This is a genomic window from Bradyrhizobium retamae, from assembly GCF_001440415.1.
Classification (GTDB): Bacteria; Pseudomonadota; Alphaproteobacteria; order Rhizobiales; family Xanthobacteraceae; genus Bradyrhizobium; species Bradyrhizobium retamae.
Genome location: NZ_LLYA01000013.1, coordinates 1 through 18,795 on the forward strand (window position 1 = coordinate 1; position 18,795 = coordinate 18,795).

Here is an 18,795-nt window from a genome sequence, read left to right on the forward strand (position 1 = left end):
CCAAGCTCGCGGGCGGCGTCGCGGTGATCCGCGTCGGCGGCGCGACCGAAGTCGAAGTCAAGGAGCGCAAGGATCGCGTAGATGACGCGATGCAGAAATGAGAATTGGGATGTGGATGATTCCAGGTGAAAGCGCTCACCGGTCGCCACGGCTTCTGCGCGAGAGCGCTCCACGCCGCCGGGAACGGGACGGAATAGCCGCTGCGGTAACGTGCAGCCGTCCCGCCATTTGTTAAAGACGGCAATGTCGACGAGCACGGAAACCGAACAAAAACTCCCAACTGACCTCCGAACTGAAAGGTCTGTTCTGATCCGAAACCGGGTTCCGAGAAGACGAGGGATGCTGGGTCATCCTCGATCGATCAGAGGGAAAGCGACGGCAGATCCGCACAGGTTGCAGCCGCGACGACGTTGATGGCGCTGCGAAAGCGCTCGAAACATACATCGGCTGACGGCAACTGACCCTAGCGTCCTCGCCATAGCCGACGTGCTCACGGCCTACGAGATATCCAAACGGCCCAAGGACAAGAAGGACGAGCGAGCCTGGGCGCAGCACGATCTGCTGCTCATCCGGCTTCTCGATCTTAATTGCTTCTTTGGTGACAAGACGGTGAGCAAAGTCAAGGCCCAGCTGTGCCGCGACTTCGTGGACTGGTCCACCGGCACGCCGAATGAAAACAACAGGCAGGCCGGGATTAAGCCACGTCAAGGCAAGGTGTCTGATCAAACCGCCAGGCGCCGGCTTGAAGATTTGCGGGCTGCCGTCAATGCCTACCACGCGGAGCACACCTGAACTTCGTTCCGAAGATTACCCTGCCTCCGAAGGCGGAAGGCCGCCACCGCTGGCTGACGCGCAACGAAGCCGCGCGCCTGCTCGGTGCTGCGATCGGCTAGGTGTGGGATAGCGAGCGAGGCTCCTGGAAACGAAAGGAAGATGGCAAACTATTCCGTCGCGAGCGGTGGATCATCCGGCGACGTTATCCGGCTGCCCGCTTTTGCCTGATTGGCGTTTACAGCGCGCGGCGCGAGGAAACGATTCGGCGCACGCAATGGCTCCCCACCACCACGCATCCCTGGATGAACCTGGATGCCATGATCTATCAGGGCAAAGGCGCACTGGAGCGGTCAACCAAGAAGCGACGACCGCCAGCAAAGATCGCCAGCCGTCTGCGCCCTCACCTTGTGCAAACTGGATCAAACGCGATCGGCCGAGCTGCGCGCTGCCGGCATTTTCGAGAACGGCGAACAAATCCGGTTCGTGGTCAACCGTCAATGACGGTCAGCCTCTTGCCGGCAAGATCAGGTCAGCCTGGGAAGGTATCCTGCAAGACGCGGGGCTTGGCGAAGATGTTGTCCGGCATTCGCTGCGCCACACAGCAGCAACATGGCTGATGCAGGCCGGCGTCGATATGTGGGAAGCTGCTGGCTGGCTTGGAATGACGGTAGAGCAGCTTGAAGCCAACTACGGCCATCACCACCCGTATTTCCAAGAAGAGGTGGCGGAAGCGTTTGGCAGTCGCGGCCGCGCCTAGAATGGCTTTGTTTCCACAACCAGCGACGCTGCTGGATACGCGCCTCGCCGCGCTCTAGTCTCATCGCCAATTTCGACTTCCAACTTTGTCGTCGATTCGGACGCGCGCCGTTCGGCCGAGTTAAGCGCAGCAGGGCTGATCAAGGAGGCGGGAGATCCGTTTCATATCAATCGCGTGCATGATGGCCAGCCTCTCGCCGGAAAGATTCGCTCCGTTTGGGACGGCATCCTTGAGAATGCAGGTGAGGACGTGGTGCGGCACTCGCTCCGGCATACCGCGGCTACGTGGCAAGTGCAGGCACCGACCTGTAGGAAAGCTGCTGGATGGCTCGGCGGGACCTCGAGCAGTTCGAGCAAACTACAGCTACCTCCTTCGCGACTTCCAAGAGCAGGCGGCAGAGGCCTTCGGACTGCGCTAGACATCCCGTCAGTCGATGATCGTTGCTCCGCGCATGGTCGATACGCGGTCATTCGCGGGCACTTGCCCTGCGAGTCCGATTATCTCGACCGGCGTTCCCGGGCGCCGTCTTCGACATCCCACGGAACCTAGTTACGGGATCGCGCTGCCAAGGCGCGCGCCCAGCAACCGGCAGGAATCCCCTCAATCGGGGGGCGTATAAGCGTACAAAGAGTTCAATTCGTTGCGCATTTCGTTGCGCGGCCAAAACATCGAAATTATAAGTCATTGAATAAATGGTCGGAGTGGCAGGATTCGAACCTGCGACCCCTGCGTCCCGAACGCAGTGCTCTACCGGGCTGAGCCACACTCCGACTTGGAACGCGGCTTATAGCCTTGGGTTTCGGCGACCGCAAGCAGCCGAATTAAGGAAATTAATCACAGTGAATGTTGGCCTGAAAACCCAGATTTTGCCCGCCGGCGAAGCCGCCGTGGCGGCTGCCGCGCGTGCACTTTCAGAAGGCGGGCTGGTGGCGTTCCCGACCGAAACGGTCTACGGCCTCGGCGCCGATGCCACCAATCCGGCCGCGATCGCCCGCCTCTACCAGGCCAAGGGCCGGCCCGCTTTCAACCCGCTGATCGCCCATGTCGGCGATCTCGCCGCTGCGCGGCAGATCGCCCGGTTTGATGCGGCTGCGACGGCGCTGGCCGAAGCGTTCTGGCCCGGCCCGCTGACGCTGGTGCTGCCGAAGGCGGAAGGTTGCGCAGTCGCCGATCTCGCCACTGCCGGCCTCGACACGGTCGCGGTCCGCATTCCGGCCCACGGGATCGCGCGCGACATCCTGCGCGAGTTCGGGGGCCCGGTTGTGGCGCCATCCGCGAACATCTCGGGCCACGTCTCGCCTACCACGGCCTTCCATGTGCAGAGCGACCTCGCGGGTCGGATCGACCTGATCGTCGATGGCGGCGCGGTCGAGGTCGGCGTCGAATCGACCATCGTCGGCTGCCTTGACGCGCCGATGCTGCTGCGCCCCGGCGGCCTGCCCCGCGCCGAGATCGAGCGCGTGCTGGACTGCGCGCTGGTGCAGCCGCCGGCGGACACTGAGAGCGAAAGCGGCCAACCGCTGGCGCCGGGCATGCTGGCCTCGCACTACGCGCCGCGCGCGCGCGTGCGGCTCAATGCGGTTGCGGTCGAGCCGGGCGAGGCATTGCTCGCGTTTGGCCTCGGAGCAATTTCAGGAATTGACGCCGCCTCGAGCGTGATGAATCTGTCGGAGCGCGGCGATCTCGACGAGGCCGCCGCCAATTTGTTCGGCCATCTTCGCGCGCTCGACAGCAAGGGCGCGCGCACCATCGCGGTGATGCCAATCCCCGACGAAGGATTGGGCGAAGCCATCAACGACCGGCTGCGCCGCGCGGCGGTGGGGCGGGAATGAAAGAGAAGAAAATGAATATCGTTCAGGGTTCCGTGCCACGGCTTCCCGCCGAGTTGATCGCAAAGTTTCGCGCTATCGTTGGCGATAAATATGCGGTGACCGATGCCGCCGATATCGCGCCCTACGTCACCGAGGAACGTGACCTGTTCCACGGCCGCTCGCCGCTGGTGCTGCGGCCGGGCTCGACGGCAGAAGTGTCCGCGATCTGCAAGCTCGCCAGCGAGCACAAAATCGCGCTGGTGCCGCAGGGCGGCAATACCGGCCTGGTCGGCGGGCAGACCCCGCATCATGGCGAGGTCGTCGTCTCGCTGCGGCGGCTCGACAAGATCCGCGAGATCGATCCCGCCTCCAACACCATGACGTGCGAGGCCGGCGTGGTGCTGCAGATCGCGCAAGCTCGCGCGGCCGAAGTCGATCGCCTGTTCCCGCTCTCGCTCGGTGCGGAAGGAAGCTGCACCATCGGCGGCAATCTCTCCACCAACGCCGGCGGCACGGCGGCGCTGGCGTATGGCGTGGCGCGCGAGATGGCGCTCGGACTCGAAGTCGTGCTGGCGGACGGCCGGATCCTGAACGGATTGTCCAAACTGAAAAAGGACAACACCGGCTACGATTTGCGCAACCTCTTCATCGGCGCCGAGGGCACGCTCGGCATCATCACCGCGGCGACGTTAAAACTGTTTCCGAAGCCGCACGCGGTGGAGACCGCCTATGTCGGCCTCCAATCGCCGGCGCAGGCATTGAAGCTGTTGTCGATCGCGCAGAATGAGGTCGCCGGCAGCCTGACCAGCTTCGAATTGCTGGCCGACATCGCTGTCGATTTCAGCCTGCGTCACGGCATCGACATCCGCGATCCGCTCTCGACCAAGCATCCCTGGTACGTGCTGATGGAATTGTCGTCCTCGCGCGACGACGCGCGTGACGCGCTGGAAGCGATCCTCGCCAAAGGCATGGAGGAAGGCATCGTCGATGATGCCGTGATCGCGGCCAATCTCTCGCAGCGCGCCGGGTTCTGGAAACTGCGCGACGAGATGTCGGCGGCGCAGAAGCCGGAAGGTGGCTCGATCAAGCACGATATCTCGGTGCCGGTTGCGGCCGTCCCGGCCTTCATCGAGGAGGCCAACGCGGCCGTTGCAAAACTCATTCCGGGTTCGCGGCCGGTGCCGTTCGGCCATCTCGGCGACGGTAACATCCACTACAATGTCAGCCAGCCGATCGGCGGCGACACCGCCGACTTCATGTCGCGCTGGCATGAGGTCAACGAGGTGGTGTTCGAAATCGTCTTGCGGATGGGCGGATCGATTTCGGCCGAACACGGCATCGGCGTGCTCAAGCGCGACGAACTGCCCGACGTCAAGGACAAGGTCGCGATCGCATTGATGCGCGGCATCAAGGCGATGCTCGACCCGCTCGGCATCATGAATCCGGGCAAGGTGCTGTGACCGTATCAGCGACGAAGCCCATGCCTGCGCTCGCTATCACCGACATCGTGGATGCCGACGTCGCGGCCGTGATCGCGCTGTGGCAGGCCTGCGGCCTGACGCGGCCGTGGAACGATCCAGCCAGCGATATTGCGCTCGCTCGCCGTGGACCGCACTCCACGGTGCTGATCGGCCGCGACGGTGACGCGATCGTGGCGACCGCGATGGTCGGCCATGACGGCCATCGCGGCTGGGCCTATTACGTCGCCGCCGATCCCAAGCTCCGCGCGCAAGGCTATGGCCGCGCCATCATGAACGCAGCCGAGGACTGGCTGCGCGCAGCCGGTATTCCGAAACTGCAATTGATGGTTCGGCGCGAAAACTTGGACGTCGCCGCGTTCTACGAGTCGATCGGCTACGAAGTGGCCCAGACCGTCGTGTTCGCCAAATGGCTCGACGGCCGGGAGCCGCCGCGGTGAACTGAAGGATTGCCATGGGCCTCACAGATCGTGTCCGCGTCAAGAACGTCCGCGTGCTCTCCGACCGGCACTATCGGTTGGAGGAAGTCGAGTTCGACTATCGCCGCGGCAACGGCGAATGGCAGACGATGAAGCGGGAGGTTTTCGACCTCGGTCACGCCGCCGCGCTGTTGGCGTACAATGTCGCAAGCCGCACCGTCGTGCTGACGCGGCAGTTCCGCCTGCCGCCCTATCGGGCCGGTCACGACGATCTCATGATCGAGGCCGCCGCAGGCATGCTCGACGACGAGACTCCCGAGAACCGGATTCGTGCGGAGGCGGAGGAGGAAATCGGCTATCGACTGCACGATGTGCGGAAGGTGTTCGAGGCCTTCATGAGCCCGGGCTCGGTTACCGAGAAACTGCACTTCTTCGTCGCCGAATACGAAGCTGCGATGCGGGTCGGCGACGGCGGCGGATTGGCCGACGAAGGCGAGGACATCGAGGTGCTGGAGTTGCCGATCGACCATGCGCTCGCGATGATATCGGACGGCCGCATCGTCGACGCCAAGACCATCATGCTGTTGCAATACGCCGCGCTGAATATTTTCAAGTGAGGATCGTAGAGTGGGCAAAGCGCAGCGTGCCCACCTACAAAATGCAGCACACAGGTTGACTGCGGCCTCAAAACAACGAGCCCTGTCCGTCATCCTCCGGCACCGCTGCGACCTTGCGCGGCGCGGCGCGCTTCGCAGGCTTCGGCTCCTCCGCTGCGCGCTGCTCGTCCGTGATCGGCAGCAGCAATTGCGCGTCGTCATTGACCACGCGATTGACGCGCGTGGAAATCTCGTGCCAGGCGAATTCGCCCTCAGTCGGCCCGCGCAGCAGCGGCATGACGTCCTCGGCGTCGTGGATGCGGCCGTCGAGCCAGCGCTCGAATTCGTCAGGCGCGATCGTCACGGGCACGCGGTGATGCAGCGTGGCGAGATCGCGGCTCGCGGGGGCGGTGACGATGGCGACGCCGTCGGTCTCCTCGCCGTTCGGCCCCATCCAGGTCTCCGCCAGCGCAGCAAAGCCAACCGGACGGCCGTCGCGGCGATGGATGAAAAACGGCCGCTTGCGGCCGCCGGCGTCCTGCCATTCGTAGTAGCCGTCCGCCGGGATCAGACAGCGCCGCCGCTTGATTGCGTTTTTGAACGCGGGCTTGTCGAGCACCGTCTCAGAGCGCGCGTTGATCAGGAGCGTAAATTTACGGGGATCCTTCACCCAAGCCGGCGCCAGGCCCCAGCGCATCAGCCGGAAATGGCGGCCGCCATTTTCCAGAATCACCACCGGAACGGGTTGAGTCGGCGCGATATTATACCGCGGCGGGAAATTGGGCTGCTCAATATAGCCGAAAATTTGCCGGAGCGCCTCCGGCGGCGAGGTGATGACGAAGCGTCCGCACATTATCTGACCAACATAAGCTTCCGTTTAATGGCTGTTAACCCCAGATGTTAACAGTGGAATGGATGACCTCCACGGCCGCCACAGAAGTGCGATCCGATTGCGCGATGCCACCACCGACGGGCCGCATAGACGAGGCCCGCGCGGAGCAATTGCGCGCCGCCAACATCAATCCCCGCACCGGGCTCGCCACCGACTATCTGAATCATTTCAACGAAGCCATCATGCTGCTCGAAATGGTTCCGGACATGCCGGAATGCGCCGAGGATTTTCTCACCTGGACGCCGCTGTCCTACGCCGAGCATTTCTGGGCCTCCAACTTCAAGGCCCGCGACCTCGCGATCGAGGCCTATGAATGCGCCGATCCCAAGGTCCGTGCCGATTTCGACAAGCTCACGGCGACCATGACCTCGATTCTGACGGCGGTGGGCAAGGCGATGCGCGAGGCCCAGCAGGACAAAACCCGCGCCACGCTGGCCGAGCAGGCCACTGCCTGGGTGAAGCCGCTGGTGGCGCTGGCCGGCGGCGTCATCAACGGCAATGCCGAGGCCGACTTCGACGCGGTGATGTCGAACTAGCCGCCTCGTCCCCGGCCTAGCACATTAGACCTGCGCGGCCCGATCGGGCATGATCGTGTGCGCAGCGAGTTCCCTGCTTACCGGATCACCCCTTGACCTCCCCCATTCAGCCGGACCGCCCCCAGCTCGCCGTCAGCGGCGCGATCTTCCGCGACGGCAAGGTCCTCTTGGTCCGCCGCGCCCGCTCGCCGGCCAAGGGCTTTTACTCGCTCCCCGGCGGCCGGGTCGAATTCGGCGAATCCCTGCATACTGCGCTCCACCGCGAGGTGGACGAGGAAACCGGCTTGCGAATCGAGATTCTGGGCCTGGCCGGCTGGCGCGAGGTGCTGCCGGGGGCCTCTGGCGGCGGGCACTATGTGATTATGTCGTTCGCGGCGCGCTGGACGGCCAGGGAGCCGGTCCTGAACGACGAGCACGACGATTTCAAATGGCTGGCCCCGGATGCGCTCGGCGATCTCAAGATGACCGGCGGCCTGCTGGAGGTCATCGAGGCCGCCCGGAAGCTGGTCTAGGCCGGCCGTCCCTACCGGCGCCTCACGCCTTGCCTCGGGCGTATTGAGGGGGCATATCGGCCCTCAAATGTTCAAGCACGCCCTCGCCGCCCTCATCCTCATTTCGGCATGCCATGTGGCCCCCGCACGCGCCCAGGACGCGGCAGCGCCGTTCGACGGTGACCTGCAGCGGCTCGCCGAGATTCTCGGCACCCTGCATTACCTCCGGGGCATTTGCGGCGCCAATGAAGGGGCGAAATGGCGCAATGAGATGCAGGCGCTGATCGATGCCGAAACCCCTTCTGGCGACCGCCGCGCCCGCATGATCGCCGGCTTCAACCGCGGCTATAACGGCTTTCAGCAGACCTACCGGACCTGCACGCCGGCAGCCTCGGTCGCGATCCGCCGATACATCGAGGAAGGCTCCAAAATCTCGCGCGACCTCACCGCGCGCTATGCGAACTGAGGGTTGTTGTTTGACGCATTTTCTCACCGCGAACCGGTCCCCACTTCGCTCGAAAACGCTATGATGGACGCGATCTATTTCGATCTCGACGGAACGCTGACGGACCCCAAGCCCGGCATCACCCGCTCGATCCAATATGCGCTGCAAAGGCTCGATCATCCCACCATCCCGACCGCGGACGAACTGACCTGGTGCATCGGCCCGCCGCTGCGCTCAAGCTTCGTGAAGTTGCTCGGCGATCACGCCGCGGACCGCGCGGTGACGCTCTACCGGGAGCGATTTTCCGACATCGGCCTTTACGAAAACGGCGTGTACGACGGCATCGACGAGGTGCTGACGGCACTCCGCGCGTCCGGCCACCGGCTGTTCGTCGCTACCAGCAAAGCGCACGTGTTCGCCGAGCGCATCATCGACCATTTCGGGTTGCGCAAGCACTTCGACCGCGTGTTCGGCGCCGAGCTCGACGGCACCCGCGCCGACAAGTCGCATCTGCTGGAATATGCGCTGAAGGAAGTCGCCGTCGATCCGTCCAAAACCCTGATGATCGGCGACCGCAGCCACGACATGGTCGGCGCAAAAAACAACGGCATGAAGGGCATCGGCGTGTTGTACGGCTACGGCAGCCCGGCCGAGTTGATCGAGGCCGGCGCCCACCATGTCTGCGCCACGCCCGGAGCGATCCTCGGCTGCATTTCTTGACGTTCGGAACCTCGTGGAACCGCCGCCTCAAATACGGGCACTGCTGTTAACCTTTCCTAAAGATGTGGCTAGGCGCTTCAGCACCGCGTGCTACAGCTTGTCGCGTTAGGATGCGATCCGCCCTGGTTCGCGCGCAGATTTCGTTGAGCTTCATGAGCCGCCCAGCCGCCTTCTCGACCGCCCACGACCCGCTTCCGGATCTCGAACAAAAGCAGACTGCCCTTAGCTACCTGAGCGAGGCCTGGGCCGAAGCGCGGCATGATGGTGTCGACGGCGACTGCCTGGCGCAGGCGAGCCTGTTTACGGCGCTCGCCGAACTGGTCTCGACCTATGGCGAGGACGCGGTGGCGGAGTTCGCCGAAGGTCTTTCGGCCCGCGTGCGCAACGGTGAGTTTTCGCTGACGCTGGCGAAGCAGTAGATCTCTGTTGTCATCGCCCGCCTCGTGCGCAACTGCGCACGGTGGCGGGCGATCCAGTACGCCGCGGCCTTTCGATTCAATCACTATTGTCTCTGGAATACTGGATCACCCGCCCCTGTACGCTATTGCGCACAAGGCGGGTGACGACGACTGTGGGCGGCGCGACGCCATGCCCTCGCTCGACGGCAGAGGTCTTACGCCCTCAACGTCTCCAGGAACCGCACCGGTTCGCCGGTGGATGGCGTCGTTACCTCGCCCTGCCACATCACGCGCCTGCCGCGCACGAAGGTGCCGACCGGCCAGCCGGTGACGCGGACGCCGTCATAGGGCGTCCACCCGGCGCGCGAGGCCACCCACTTATTGGTGATGGTCTCAGAGCGCTTGAGATCGACAATGGTGAAGTCGGCGTCGTAGCCCGCAGCAATGCGGCCCTTGCAGGCGATGTTGTACAGCCGCGCAGGTCCTGCGCTGGTGAGATCGACGAAACGCTGTAGCGACAGCCGGCCCGCGTTGATGTGATCGAGCATCAAGGGCACCAGTGTCTGTACCCCGGTCATGCCCGATGGAGAGGCCGGATAGGTCTTGGCCTTTTCCTCCAGCGTATGCGGCGCATGGTCGGAGCCGAGCACGTCGATGATACCCTGCTCGATGCCATACCAGATTCCCTCACGGTGATCGGCCGAGCGCACCGGCGGGTTCATCTGCGCAAGCGTGCCGAGCCGCTCGTAACATTCCGGCGCGGCCATGGTGAGATGATGCGGCGTCGCCTCGCAGGATGCGACATCCTTGTGGTCGCGCAGATATTCGATCTCCTGCTTGGTCGAGATGTGCAGCACGTGGATGCGCTTGCCGGTCTCGCGCGCAAGGTTGACCAGCCGCTGGGTTGCCTTCAGCGCTGCAGTCTCGTCGCGCCATACCGGATGCGAGCGCGGGTCGCCCTCGATGCGGAGCGACTTGCGGTCATTGAGTCGATATTCGTCCTCGGCGTGAAAGGCGGCGCGGCGGCGGATTACCTGGAAGATGCGCCGCAGGCTTTCGTCGTCCTCGACCAACAACGCGCCGGTGGAGGAGCCGATGAACACCTTGACGCCGGCACAACCCGGCGCGCGTTCCAGTTCGGGCAGATGGTTCACGTTCTCGCGGGTGCCGCCGATGAAGAAGGCAAAGTCGCAATGCATGCGATGACGCCCGGCGTTGATCTTGGCGGTGAACGTCTCCTCGGTGACCGTGAGCGGATTGGTGTTCGGCATCTCGAACACCGCGGTAACGCCGCCCATTACGGCGCTGCGCGAACCGGTCTCGAGGTCTTCCTTGTGCGTCAGCCCCGGCTCGCGGAAATGCACCTGCGTGTCCATCACGCCGGGCAGGACGTGCAGGCCCTTGCAGTCAATGGTCTCGCCGGCGGAGGCCTGTCCGAGCCCCCCGATCGCAGCGATCCGGCCATTGGAGATGCCGATGTCGCAGATGCCCTCACCGTCCTGATTGACCACGGTGCCGGATTTTAGAATGGTATCAAATCGCTGATTCATCGCTGCTTCATGGTCCTCTGGCGCTCGCTTTAAGGCCTTGTTGACAGCACCTTAGCGCCTTACGTTCTCATGTGATATCCGGCTCCTGCGTTTTCCCAGGAACTTGAAAGCTCACTGCAAACCGCACTGCAAAAGAGGCCGTTTTACCTAATGAAAGCAGCGTTTCTTCCGGACCGGGGCGTGGTCAAGGTCAGCGGCGAGGATGCCCGCAACTTCCTCAATGGCCTCGTCACTACAGATGTCACGCCGCTGCAGCCCGGTCTTGGCCGGTTCGGCGCGCTGCTGACGCCGCAGGGAAAAATCACGGCGGATTTCCTCATTACCGAAGCCCCTGCAGGTCACGGTGGCGCCTTCCTGATCGATGCGCCCCGCGTGCTGGCGCAGAACCTCGCTGACAAGTTCGGCTTCTATAAGCTGCGCGCCAAGGTCGCGGTGGAGAACATCTCCGACAGCATGGGCGTGCTCGCGGCCTGGGACGGCGAGCCCGCGGTGAAGCCCGATCTGGCCTTTGCCGATCCGCGGCATGAAGCTCTCGGCTGGCGTATTCTTGTCCCTGAAGATCTCAAGCAAAAGGTAGCCGAGCTGATCGGCGCCGACCTCGTCGACAGCGAGACCTACGAGGTGCATCGCATCGCCTTGGGCGTGCCGCGCGGCGGGCTCGACTTCATGTACAGCGACGCATTCCCGCACGAGACCAACATGGACCGCCTGCACGGCGTCGATTTCGACAAGGGCTGCTATGTCGGCCAGGAAGTGGTGTCGCGCATGCAGCATCGCGGCACCGCGCGCACGCGGATCGTGCGGGTCACGCTCGAAGGCTTTTCGCCGGAAACCGGCGTCGCCGTTCTCGGCGGCGACAAGCAGGTCGGCACCATGGGATCGACCGCCGGCGGCCACGGCCTCGCACTGGTCCGGATCGACCGCGTTGCGGATGCACTCGATGCGGGACTTTCGTTGACGGCCGGCGGCCTTGCGATCCGGCTGACCGATCCGAACGACGTTCGCGTCCCACCGAAGCAGACCGTCGCATGAGCAAATCTGCGCGCCTGCACGCTGACGGCAAGACACGGTGCCCGTGGCCCGGCGAAGACCCCTTCTACATGGCCTATCACGACACGGAATGGGGTGTGCCTGAGTATGACGACCGGGCGCTGTACGAGAAGCTGATCCTCGACGGTTTTCAGGCCGGGCTGTCGTGGATCACGATTTTGCGCAAGCGCGAAAACTTCCGCAAAGCATTCAACGATTTCCAGCCGGAAAAGATCGCGCGCTACAATGCCAAGAAAATCCACGCGCTGATGAACGACGCCGGCATCGTGCGCAACCGCGCCAAGATCGAAGGCGCCGTCAACAGCGCCAAGGCCTATTTGAAGATCATGGAAGAAGGCCCGGGCTTTTCCAAATTCCTGTGGGACTTCGTCGATGGCAAGCCCATCTTCAACCAGTTCAAGACCACGGCCAGCGTACCGGCCTCGACGCCGGTCTCGGTCAAGATATCAAAGGAACTCGGCGCGCGCGGCTTCAAATTCGTCGGCCCGACCATCGTCTACGCCTTCATGCAGGCGACCGGCATGGTCAACGACCATCTCGTCACGTGCTTCTGCCACGAGGCCTGCAGCGGCAAACTGCGCAAGCCCCGCCACAAGGCCAAATGACGGCGCGAAGACCGTCCAGCGTCGCCACGCGCGCCTGGCAGCGGATGCTGTCGGGGCGGCGGCTCGATCTGCTCGATCCTTCCCCGCTCGATATCGAAATCGCTGACATAGCCCATGGCCTGGCGCGCGTGGCGCGCTGGAACGGGCAGACCAGCGGCGCGCACATCTTTTCGGTGGCGCAGCACACGCTATTGGTCGAAGCCGTGATGCGTGAGCAGATGCCGCGCGTCGACGCCCGCTTCCGTCTCGCTGCGATGCTGCACGACGCGCCGGAATATGTCATCGGCGACATGATCTCGCCGTTCAAGGCAGTGCTCGGCGGCGACTACAAGGTGGTGGAGAAGCGCCTGCTGGCCGCGATCCATATGCGCTTCGGCCTGCCGCCAAGTCTCGCCGATGAAATCACGAGGGCCATCAAAGCGGCCGACCGCGGTGCGGCCTATCTCGAAGCCACCCATCTGGCTGGATTTTCGGTAAGTGAAGCGAAGCGCCTGTTCGGCAGGGATCCCGGCCTGCCCGAGGCCACCGTGCGGGACTACCTGACGCCGTGGACCGCGGCCCGGGCCGAAAAGCAGTTTTTGGCGCGATTCGAGCTGTTATCGTCAGCGTAGGGTTGGCAAAGGCGCGCTTGCGCCGTGCCGACCATTCGGCAAAATGGTGGGCACGCTTCGCTTTGCCCACCCTACAGGCAGCAGCTATAATTGCGGCAACCAAGGATACCAGGGAACGCCATGCTTCACGTCTGTTCGCTTGCCGCACTTCCCGACACCGTCAGGACGACTGGCGCCAGCCACATTCTCACCGTGATGGCCAATGTCGATCAGGTGCAGCGCCCGGCCTCGGTGCTCGAGGCCAACCACCTGAAAATCTCGATGGACGACATCATCGAGGAGATCGACGGCTTTGTCGCGCCGACGAATCATCATATCGAAAGAGTGCTGAATTTCGTCCGAAGCTGGGACCGCAGCGCGCCGATGGTCGTGCATTGCTATGCCGGCATCAGCCGCTCGACGGCGAGCGCGTTTGCCGCCGCCTGCGCCCTCAATCCGCATCGCGCCGAGATCGAGATCGCCCGGCAGATTCGCGCCCGCTCCCCGATCGCGTCGCCGAATCGGTTGATCGTCAGCCTCGCCGACAAGGCGTTGGGCCGTGAGGGGCGAATGCTGCGCGCGCTGGACGAAATGGGTCCGGGCAGCATCATGGTCGAAGGCCGGCCGTTCCGACTAGATCTGGAATGACGTGACGTTCCCCGATGCTGCGCAGCGCCATCAGCGCGTTCACCCGCATCTTTGACGCGCCATGGTTTGCGGCGTGGCGCCAAATGACGCCCGGATCGGCGTGAACTTTTAGCGGACAAAGGTACACACAGGATTGCAACCGGGCTGCGGACGTGGCCGGTTAACGCTCTGACGTGCCCGCCTGGAGGCCCGATGTTCGACGAACCCTTCGTCTTCTTTTCGCTTGTGATCGCGATCGTCGCCCTGATCTTCGCGCGGAAGGCCATGAATGAGGTGGCGCAGTTGCGTCAGCGCCTGGAGGCGATGCAGGCCACGCCGGCGGTGGCCGCTGCAGCCATGCCTCCGCCCCTCACGCCTTTTGAAGCCTTCGAGCAAAGCCTGCCGCCAGCTCCGAGCGGGGCCACACCGACGCCTCCGCCGATCGTTCCCGAGGCGGAATCCATCGCGTCCGCCGCCAGCCCTGAGGCGGCTGGGCAAGCCGCCGGCGGGGCACCGCCGCCGCCTCCATTACCGCCGGCCGATCGCGGTTTCGAGGAAACTGTCGGCACGCGCTGGGTGGTGTGGATCGGCGGCCTGACGCTGGCGCTCGGCGGATTCTTCATGGTGCGCTATTCGATCGAAGCCGGTTTGCTAGGCCCCGGCGTGCGCACGATCCTCGGCGGCCTGTTCGCGCTGGCCTTGCTGCTTGCGGGCGAATGGACGCGGCGCAAGGAAAGTATTTCCACGATCGACGCGCTACCGATCGCCAATATCCCGGCCATCCTGACCGCCGCCGGAACGGCGGTCGCATTTGCCACGGTTTATGCAGCCTATGCGCTGTACGGCTTCCTGGTGCCGGCGACCGCGTTCATCCTGCTCGGACTTGTAGCGCTGGGCACGCTGGCCGCGGCGCTGCTGCATGGCCCGGCGCTGGCCGGCCTCGGCGTGGTCGGCGCCTTTGTGACGCCGGTCCTGGTCTCGTCCGACAAACCGGACTTCTGGGCGCTCTACATCTATCTCGCAATCGTCACTGCGGCGGCCTTCGGCCTGGCGCGCGTCAGGCTGTGGCGCTGGCTCGCGGTCACCACGATCGCGTTTGCTCTGTTATGGACATTCCCCTGCCTGCAATGCGGTCCATCGATGGTCGGCCCGCATGCGTTCCACGTGCTCGCCGGTTTCATTCTCGCCGCGCTACTTGTGGTGTGCGGCTTCATGTTCGGCCCGCCCGCGGACGAAGGCCAGGTTGAGCCGATCTCGTCCGGCTCGCTGGCGGCCTATCTGCTCGGCGCGACCTTGATCGTGCTGAACAGTTTTCATGCCGACGCCGCGATGATCGTATTCGGGCTGCTGGTGGCCGGCAGCCTCGCGGTTGCCTGGCGCAGCGATGCCGCCGCGGGCGCCGTCGGCGCCGCTGCTGCGTTGGTCTTCGTCGTGTTCGCCGAATGGGCGATTCGCGCCAATCCCGACATGCTGGTGCTGCCCGGCGGGCCGCTGCAAGGCATCGGGCCGACCGCCACTGACGGATCAGTGTCGCTGCATCTGATCTCGGCCGCGATCTTCGCGGCGGGCTTTGGCGTGGCGGGATTTTTCGCGCAGGCCCGCTTCGCGGGGCCGGTGATACCGGTGATCTGGTCGGCCGCGGCGGTGTTCACGCCTCTGGCGCTGCTGGTCGCACTCTACGCCCGTATTGCGCATCTCGACCGCTCGATTCCGTTTGCGATTCTCGCGGTAATGCTCGCCGCGGCCTATGCCGCTGCGACCGAGATACTCAGCAGGCGCGAAGATCGTCCGGGACTACAAGCCTCGATCGCGCTGTTTGCGACCGGCACCCTCGCAGCGCTGGCGCTGGCGCTGACCTTTGCGCTGGAAAAAGGCTGGCTGACGATCGCCCTGGCGCTGATGTCGGCAGGCACCGCCTGGATATCCACGCAGCGGCCGATTCCGTTCCTGCGCGCCCTCGCTGCCATCCTCGCCGGCATTGTCGTGCTTCGCATCGGCTACGAGCCGCGCATCGTCGGCCAGGCCGTCGGCACCACGCCGATTTTCAACTGGCTGTTGTGGGGCTATGGCATTCCGGCGGCATCGTTTTGGGCCGGCAGCATCTTCCTGCGCCGCGGCGGCGATGACGCACCACTGCGCACCGTGGAATCGGCGGCGATTCTGTTCACGGTGCTGCTGGCGTTCATGGAAATCCGCCACGCCGTCAATAATGGCGATGTATACCGGCAGAGCGCCGGCCTCACCGAAGTCGCGCTGCAGGTCTGCGTCGCGCTGGCGATGGCGATCGGGTTGGAGCGGCTGCGCATCCGCACCGGCAGCGTCATTCACAATGCCGGCGCGATCCTGCTCACGGCGTTTGCCGGCCTCGCGACCGTGTTCGGGCTGTTGCTGTTGGAAAACCCGATGCTGCAATGGATCGATGTCGGCGGCATTGTCATCAACCTTTTGCTGCTCGGCTACGCGCTGCCCGCGGTGCTCGCGCTGCTATTGTCCTATGCCGTCGCGGGTCGGCGGCCGGTCGCCTATGCCAACACGATCGCGGCGGCAGCGCTCGTTCTCGCGCTTGCCTATGTGACGTTCGAGATCAGGCGAATCTATCACGGTCCGGCGATTGCGGCCGGCCCGACCAGCGGCGCAGAGCAATATACCTACTCGATCGCCTATCTCGCCTTCGGCGTCGTCTTGCTCGGCATCGGTATTCTTTTCAACTCGCAGCGCGCGCGGCTGGCGTCCGCGGTGGTCATCGGACTGACGATCCTGAAAGCATTCCTGATCGACATGTCGGCACTGACCGGCGTCTATCGCGCGCTGTCCTTCATGTGCCTCGGCCTGGTGCTGGTAGCGATCGGGTGGCTATACCAGCGGATCCTGTTCCGCAGGCAAGCGGCAGCCCCGGCCGCGCCCACGGGAAGCTAGAGGATGATCCTCTAACCGACGGATTCGGCGACGAGGCGAATCCTGAACACGGGCTTTTTGGCTTCGTCCAAAAGCTCCATTTGCCATTCGGCGTTCTGTTTCAGGCTGCGCGAAAGGCTGCCGAGGAGGTTACCGCAGACCTTGGTCATCTCGGCCCAGGCGGCTTCGCGGCTTTCGAATTCGGATCCCTGATCGGACGCGCCTGCGTAGCGACCGTGGCTGATCCGAAAAAAATACAGCGGCATGATTGTTCTCGCGTGTTGGGCCGCCTCCCGGCCTTCTCTGCCGGTCATCACTTGGGGCGAGATTCGCTACCAGGACATGAATGCGCCAGCCCGTATGACTACGGGTTCCCGTTGGCTGACAATGTGGGATTGGCGGCGGCCGCAGGCGCAGTTCGCGGTCAATCGGTCGAGCGGCGCAGCTCCGGGGCGCTCTCGGCCCTGGCCGGTTCGGGCTTTGCCTGCTCTGCCTTCGGCTCGGATTTCACCGGCTCGAGTTTGGCGCTCTCGACCGCAGGCGTCTCGGCCCGCGCCGTTGCTTCGGCCCGGGCATCGGCCGGCGCACGCGACGGCTCCTCCCGACGGTGCAGCGAGCGCGGTCGCGCCACGGAGCGCGCCATCAGCATCTGCGAGGCACCCTGATGGCGGAAATCGCAATAGGCGAAGCCCATGCCCGAGACCGAGCCGCGAAACGAGCGATCATCACGCTTGTCGAGATTGAAGCACGGCTCGAAGGGCAGTCCCTTGATCGAAGCGCAGACGGCCTGGCCGCGAATCTGCAGCGTGTTGCCGGGCAGGCGCACATGACGGATCGGGCCCGAGCCGCTGAATTGGACGGAACCGGCTGCGCCGAGATCGTCGAGGATGCGCCCGGCGCCGCGGGTGCCGTCAAAGCAGGTAAATGCGAAAACCTTGCCGCTCACGAACCTGCGCGCCTCGTCGGCATTCATCATCCCGGCCAGCGCAGGAACGATCATCGCACTGGCCGTGACGGCCCCCAGAACCAAACGCGCAAGCATGCAGCTACTCCAACTTAACAAGAGCGCGGGCGCCCGCCTTTACCCGCTGCTTACCATACCAACCACCATGGCAACATTGGAGCAGGTTGGTTGGGAAAGTCTGAACACCGTTAGAGGATTTTTACCACGATTCGACCGCGGACCTTCCCTGCGAGGATTTCGGCGCCCGCGCCGATTACCTGGTCCAAACCTATTTCATGAGTAATATCAGATAGTTTTCCCTTATCCAAATCGCTGGCAAGGCGATTCCAGGCAAGCTTGCGCTGCTCGATCGGGCACATCACCGAGTCGATGCCGAGAAGGCACACTCCACGCAAAATAAACGGCGCGACCGAGGACGGCAAATCCATACCGGCGGCAAGGCCGCAGGCGGCAATGGCTCCGCCATATTTGGTCATCGACAGCAGGTTGGCGAGCGTGGTCGATCCGACGCTGTCGACGCCACCCGCCCAGCGCTCCTTCGCCAGCGGCTTGGCGGGCCCTGCGAGCTCGGCCCGATCGATGACTTCGGCGGCGCCGAGGCCCTTCAGGTAGTCGGCCTCCGACATCCGCCCCGTGGATGCGATGACGTGATAGCCGAGTTTCGAGAGCACGGCTGACGCGACCGAGCCGACGCCGCCGGCGGCACCGGTCACCACGATGGGACCGCTCTTCGGCGTCAGTCCGTGTTTCTCCAGCGCCAGCACCGACAGCATCGCGGTGTAGCCGGCAGTGCCGATCGCCATCGCCTCACGCGTCGAGATGCCATCGGGCAGCCGCACCAGCCAGTCGCCCTTGACGCGTGCTTTTTCGGCATAGGCGCCAAGGTGAGTCTCGCCCATGCCCCAGCCGTTGCAGACGACCTTGTCACCGGTCTTCCACGCCGGATGCGAAGATTGTTCGACGGTGCCTGCGAAGTCGATGCCGGCGATCATCGGGAAACGCCGCACGACGGGAGCCTTGCCGGTGACGGCCAAGCCATCCTTGTAGTTCAACGTCGACCACTCGACGGCGACGGTGACATCGCCCTCCATCAGCTCGGCTTCGTCGAACTGCGTCAGCGCGGCGGTGGTGCCTTTATCGGCCTTGTCGATCCTGATGGCCTTGAACGTTCCCATGGCAAACTCCCCGGACTTTCTC

Annotated in this window: 21 protein-coding genes and 1 tRNA gene; 16 read left to right on the plus strand and 6 right to left on the minus strand. The window is 64.1% G+C overall.

The annotated features are described in order from the left end of the window. Positions 1-486: 486 nt before the first annotated feature. Both CQ13_RS03800 and CQ13_RS40465 read left to right on the plus strand, forming a co-directional pair. A complete protein-coding gene (locus CQ13_RS03800) occupies positions 487-792 on the plus strand; it encodes a hypothetical protein (protein ID WP_057841683.1) in 306 nt (101 codons plus the stop codon). Positions 793-1,048: 256 nt separating this feature from the next. Further along, positions 1,049-1,531, plus strand: a complete 483-nt coding sequence (locus tag CQ13_RS40465) for a tyrosine-type recombinase/integrase (RefSeq protein ID WP_082637304.1) — start codon at positions 1,049-1,051, stop codon at positions 1,529-1,531. A gap of 693 nt (positions 1,532-2,224) precedes the next feature. On the opposite strand, the gene CQ13_RS03805 is transcribed toward CQ13_RS40465, so the two are convergent. Continuing rightward, positions 2,225-2,301: transfer RNA gene (locus tag CQ13_RS03805), tRNA-Pro, on the minus strand. A gap of 69 nt (positions 2,302-2,370) precedes the next feature. Between CQ13_RS03805 and CQ13_RS03810 the strand changes: the two genes are divergently transcribed. The 4 genes from CQ13_RS03810 to CQ13_RS03825 are packed head-to-tail and all read left to right on the plus strand — an operon-like array spanning position 2,371 to position 5,856. Beyond that, on the plus strand, positions 2,371-3,363 hold the full coding sequence (locus CQ13_RS03810; protein WP_057841684.1) for an L-threonylcarbamoyladenylate synthase: 993 nt from the start codon (positions 2,371-2,373) through the stop codon (positions 3,361-3,363). Between the two features lie 11 nt (positions 3,364-3,374). Next, positions 3,375-4,802, plus strand: a complete 1,428-nt coding sequence (locus CQ13_RS03815; RefSeq protein WP_057841854.1) for an FAD-binding oxidoreductase — start codon at positions 3,375-3,377, stop codon at positions 4,800-4,802. A gap of 20 nt (positions 4,803-4,822) precedes the next feature. Continuing rightward, the gene (locus CQ13_RS03820; RefSeq protein ID WP_057841855.1) at positions 4,823-5,260 is read left to right on the plus strand and encodes a GNAT family acetyltransferase; all 438 of its coding nucleotides are present in this window, start codon (positions 4,823-4,825) and stop codon (positions 5,258-5,260) included. A gap of 14 nt (positions 5,261-5,274) precedes the next feature. Next, positions 5,275-5,856, plus strand: a complete 582-nt coding sequence (locus CQ13_RS03825; protein WP_057841685.1) for an NUDIX hydrolase — start codon at positions 5,275-5,277, stop codon at positions 5,854-5,856. 67 nt (positions 5,857-5,923) lie between these two features. Here CQ13_RS03825 and CQ13_RS03830 read toward each other — a convergent pair whose 3' ends face one another. After that, complete coding sequence (locus CQ13_RS03830) at positions 5,924-6,688, minus strand: SOS response-associated peptidase (RefSeq protein WP_057841686.1); 765 nt, start codon at positions 6,686-6,688, stop codon at positions 5,924-5,926. A 62-nt stretch (positions 6,689-6,750) separates the two neighbouring features. Here CQ13_RS03830 and CQ13_RS03835 point away from each other — a divergent pair, with 62 nt between their 5' ends. The 5 genes from CQ13_RS03835 (at position 6,751) to CQ13_RS03855 (ending at position 9,338) form a co-directional block, all read left to right on the plus strand. Beyond that, positions 6,751-7,263 carry a hypothetical protein gene (locus tag CQ13_RS03835; RefSeq protein WP_057841687.1) on the plus strand — a complete coding sequence of 171 codons (513 nt, stop codon included), beginning with the start codon at positions 6,751-6,753 and terminating at the stop codon, positions 7,261-7,263. 92 nt (positions 7,264-7,355) lie between these two features. Beyond that, positions 7,356-7,775 (plus strand): NUDIX hydrolase, encoded by a 420-nt coding sequence (locus CQ13_RS03840; protein WP_057841688.1) that lies wholly within the window; start codon positions 7,356-7,358, stop codon positions 7,773-7,775. A 67-nt stretch (positions 7,776-7,842) separates the two neighbouring features. Continuing rightward, positions 7,843-8,220 carry a TIGR02301 family protein gene (locus CQ13_RS03845; RefSeq protein WP_057841689.1) on the plus strand — a complete coding sequence of 126 codons (378 nt, stop codon included), beginning with the start codon at positions 7,843-7,845 and terminating at the stop codon, positions 8,218-8,220. A 63-nt stretch (positions 8,221-8,283) separates the two neighbouring features. Next, a complete protein-coding gene (locus tag CQ13_RS03850) occupies positions 8,284-8,919 on the plus strand; it encodes an HAD family hydrolase (RefSeq protein ID WP_057841856.1) in 636 nt (211 codons plus the stop codon). A gap of 152 nt (positions 8,920-9,071) precedes the next feature. Beyond that, positions 9,072-9,338, plus strand: a complete 267-nt coding sequence (locus CQ13_RS03855; protein ID WP_057841857.1) for a hypothetical protein — start codon at positions 9,072-9,074, stop codon at positions 9,336-9,338. A 194-nt stretch (positions 9,339-9,532) separates the two neighbouring features. On the opposite strand, the gene CQ13_RS03860 is transcribed toward CQ13_RS03855, so the two are convergent. Continuing rightward, positions 9,533-10,867 (minus strand): dihydroorotase, encoded by a 1,335-nt coding sequence (locus tag CQ13_RS03860; protein WP_057841690.1) that lies wholly within the window; start codon positions 10,865-10,867, stop codon positions 9,533-9,535. A gap of 150 nt (positions 10,868-11,017) precedes the next feature. Between CQ13_RS03860 and ygfZ the strand changes: the two genes are divergently transcribed. From ygfZ to CQ13_RS03885, 5 genes are all read left to right on the plus strand, one after another. Continuing rightward, on the plus strand, positions 11,018-11,899 hold the full coding sequence (gene ygfZ, locus CQ13_RS03865; protein ID WP_057841691.1) for a CAF17-like 4Fe-4S cluster assembly/insertion protein YgfZ: 882 nt from the start codon (positions 11,018-11,020) through the stop codon (positions 11,897-11,899). Next, a complete protein-coding gene (locus CQ13_RS03870) occupies positions 11,896-12,522 on the plus strand; it encodes a DNA-3-methyladenine glycosylase I (RefSeq protein WP_057841692.1) in 627 nt (208 codons plus the stop codon). Before ygfZ ends, CQ13_RS03870 begins: the two co-directional genes overlap by 4 nt. After that, positions 12,519-13,133 (plus strand): YfbR-like 5'-deoxynucleotidase, encoded by a 615-nt coding sequence (locus tag CQ13_RS03875; RefSeq protein WP_057841693.1) that lies wholly within the window; start codon positions 12,519-12,521, stop codon positions 13,131-13,133. The genes CQ13_RS03870 and CQ13_RS03875 overlap by 4 nt, the downstream gene beginning before the upstream one ends. Before the next feature lie 120 nt (positions 13,134-13,253). Next, complete coding sequence (locus CQ13_RS03880) at positions 13,254-13,760, plus strand: tyrosine phosphatase family protein (RefSeq protein WP_057841694.1); 507 nt, start codon at positions 13,254-13,256, stop codon at positions 13,758-13,760. A gap of 192 nt (positions 13,761-13,952) precedes the next feature. Next, complete coding sequence (locus tag CQ13_RS03885) at positions 13,953-16,655, plus strand: DUF2339 domain-containing protein (protein ID WP_057841695.1); 2,703 nt, start codon at positions 13,953-13,955, stop codon at positions 16,653-16,655. A gap of 11 nt (positions 16,656-16,666) precedes the next feature. Here the strand turns inward: CQ13_RS03885 and CQ13_RS03890 are convergent, their stop codons facing one another. The 3 genes from CQ13_RS03890 to acuI all read right to left on the minus strand — a co-directional run bounded on the left by CQ13_RS03890 (position 16,667) and on the right by acuI (position 18,773). After that, positions 16,667-16,900 (minus strand): DUF6894 family protein, encoded by a 234-nt coding sequence (locus CQ13_RS03890; protein WP_028346922.1) that lies wholly within the window; start codon positions 16,898-16,900, stop codon positions 16,667-16,669. Positions 16,901-17,058: 158 nt separating this feature from the next. Then, on the minus strand, positions 17,059-17,676 hold the full coding sequence (locus tag CQ13_RS03895; RefSeq protein WP_057841696.1) for a hypothetical protein: 618 nt from the start codon (positions 17,674-17,676) through the stop codon (positions 17,059-17,061). A gap of 110 nt (positions 17,677-17,786) precedes the next feature. Next, on the minus strand, positions 17,787-18,773 hold the full coding sequence (gene acuI, locus CQ13_RS03900) for an acrylyl-CoA reductase (NADPH) (protein ID WP_057841697.1): 987 nt from the start codon (positions 18,771-18,773) through the stop codon (positions 17,787-17,789). Positions 18,774-18,795 lie beyond the last annotated feature (22 nt).

Coding starts and splice junctions, on each gene's coding strand:
- CQ13_RS03850 (WP_057841856.1), top strand. CDS start 8,284: ATGGACGCGATCTATTTCGATCTCGACGGAACGCTGACGGACCCCAAG.
- CQ13_RS03890 (WP_028346922.1), bottom strand. CDS start 16,900: ATGCCGCTGTATTTTTTTCGGATCAGCCACGGTCGCTACGCAGGCGCG.
- CQ13_RS03875 (WP_057841693.1), top strand. CDS start 12,519: ATGACGGCGCGAAGACCGTCCAGCGTCGCCACGCGCGCCTGGCAGCGG.
- CQ13_RS03860 (WP_057841690.1), bottom strand. CDS start 10,867: ATGAATCAGCGATTTGATACCATTCTAAAATCCGGCACCGTGGTCAAT.
- acuI (WP_057841697.1), bottom strand. CDS start 18,773: ATGGGAACGTTCAAGGCCATCAGGATCGACAAGGCCGATAAAGGCACC.
- CQ13_RS03845 (WP_057841689.1), top strand. CDS start 7,843: ATGTTCAAGCACGCCCTCGCCGCCCTCATCCTCATTTCGGCATGCCAT.
- CQ13_RS03815 (WP_057841854.1), top strand. CDS start 3,375: ATGAATATCGTTCAGGGTTCCGTGCCACGGCTTCCCGCCGAGTTGATC.
- CQ13_RS03885 (WP_057841695.1), top strand. CDS start 13,953: ATGTTCGACGAACCCTTCGTCTTCTTTTCGCTTGTGATCGCGATCGTC.
- CQ13_RS03830 (WP_057841686.1), bottom strand. CDS start 6,688: ATGTGCGGACGCTTCGTCATCACCTCGCCGCCGGAGGCGCTCCGGCAA.
- CQ13_RS03870 (WP_057841692.1), top strand. CDS start 11,896: ATGAGCAAATCTGCGCGCCTGCACGCTGACGGCAAGACACGGTGCCCG.
- CQ13_RS03880 (WP_057841694.1), top strand. CDS start 13,254: ATGCTTCACGTCTGTTCGCTTGCCGCACTTCCCGACACCGTCAGGACG.
- CQ13_RS03835 (WP_057841687.1), top strand. CDS start 6,751: ATGACCTCCACGGCCGCCACAGAAGTGCGATCCGATTGCGCGATGCCA.
- CQ13_RS03820 (WP_057841855.1), top strand. CDS start 4,823: ATGCCTGCGCTCGCTATCACCGACATCGTGGATGCCGACGTCGCGGCC.
- CQ13_RS03895 (WP_057841696.1), bottom strand. CDS start 17,676: ATGCTTGCGCGTTTGGTTCTGGGGGCCGTCACGGCCAGTGCGATGATC.
- CQ13_RS03825 (WP_057841685.1), top strand. CDS start 5,275: ATGGGCCTCACAGATCGTGTCCGCGTCAAGAACGTCCGCGTGCTCTCC.
- CQ13_RS03855 (WP_057841857.1), top strand. CDS start 9,072: ATGAGCCGCCCAGCCGCCTTCTCGACCGCCCACGACCCGCTTCCGGAT.
- CQ13_RS40465 (WP_082637304.1), top strand. CDS start 1,049: ATGGCTCCCCACCACCACGCATCCCTGGATGAACCTGGATGCCATGAT.
- ygfZ (WP_057841691.1), top strand. CDS start 11,018: ATGAAAGCAGCGTTTCTTCCGGACCGGGGCGTGGTCAAGGTCAGCGGC.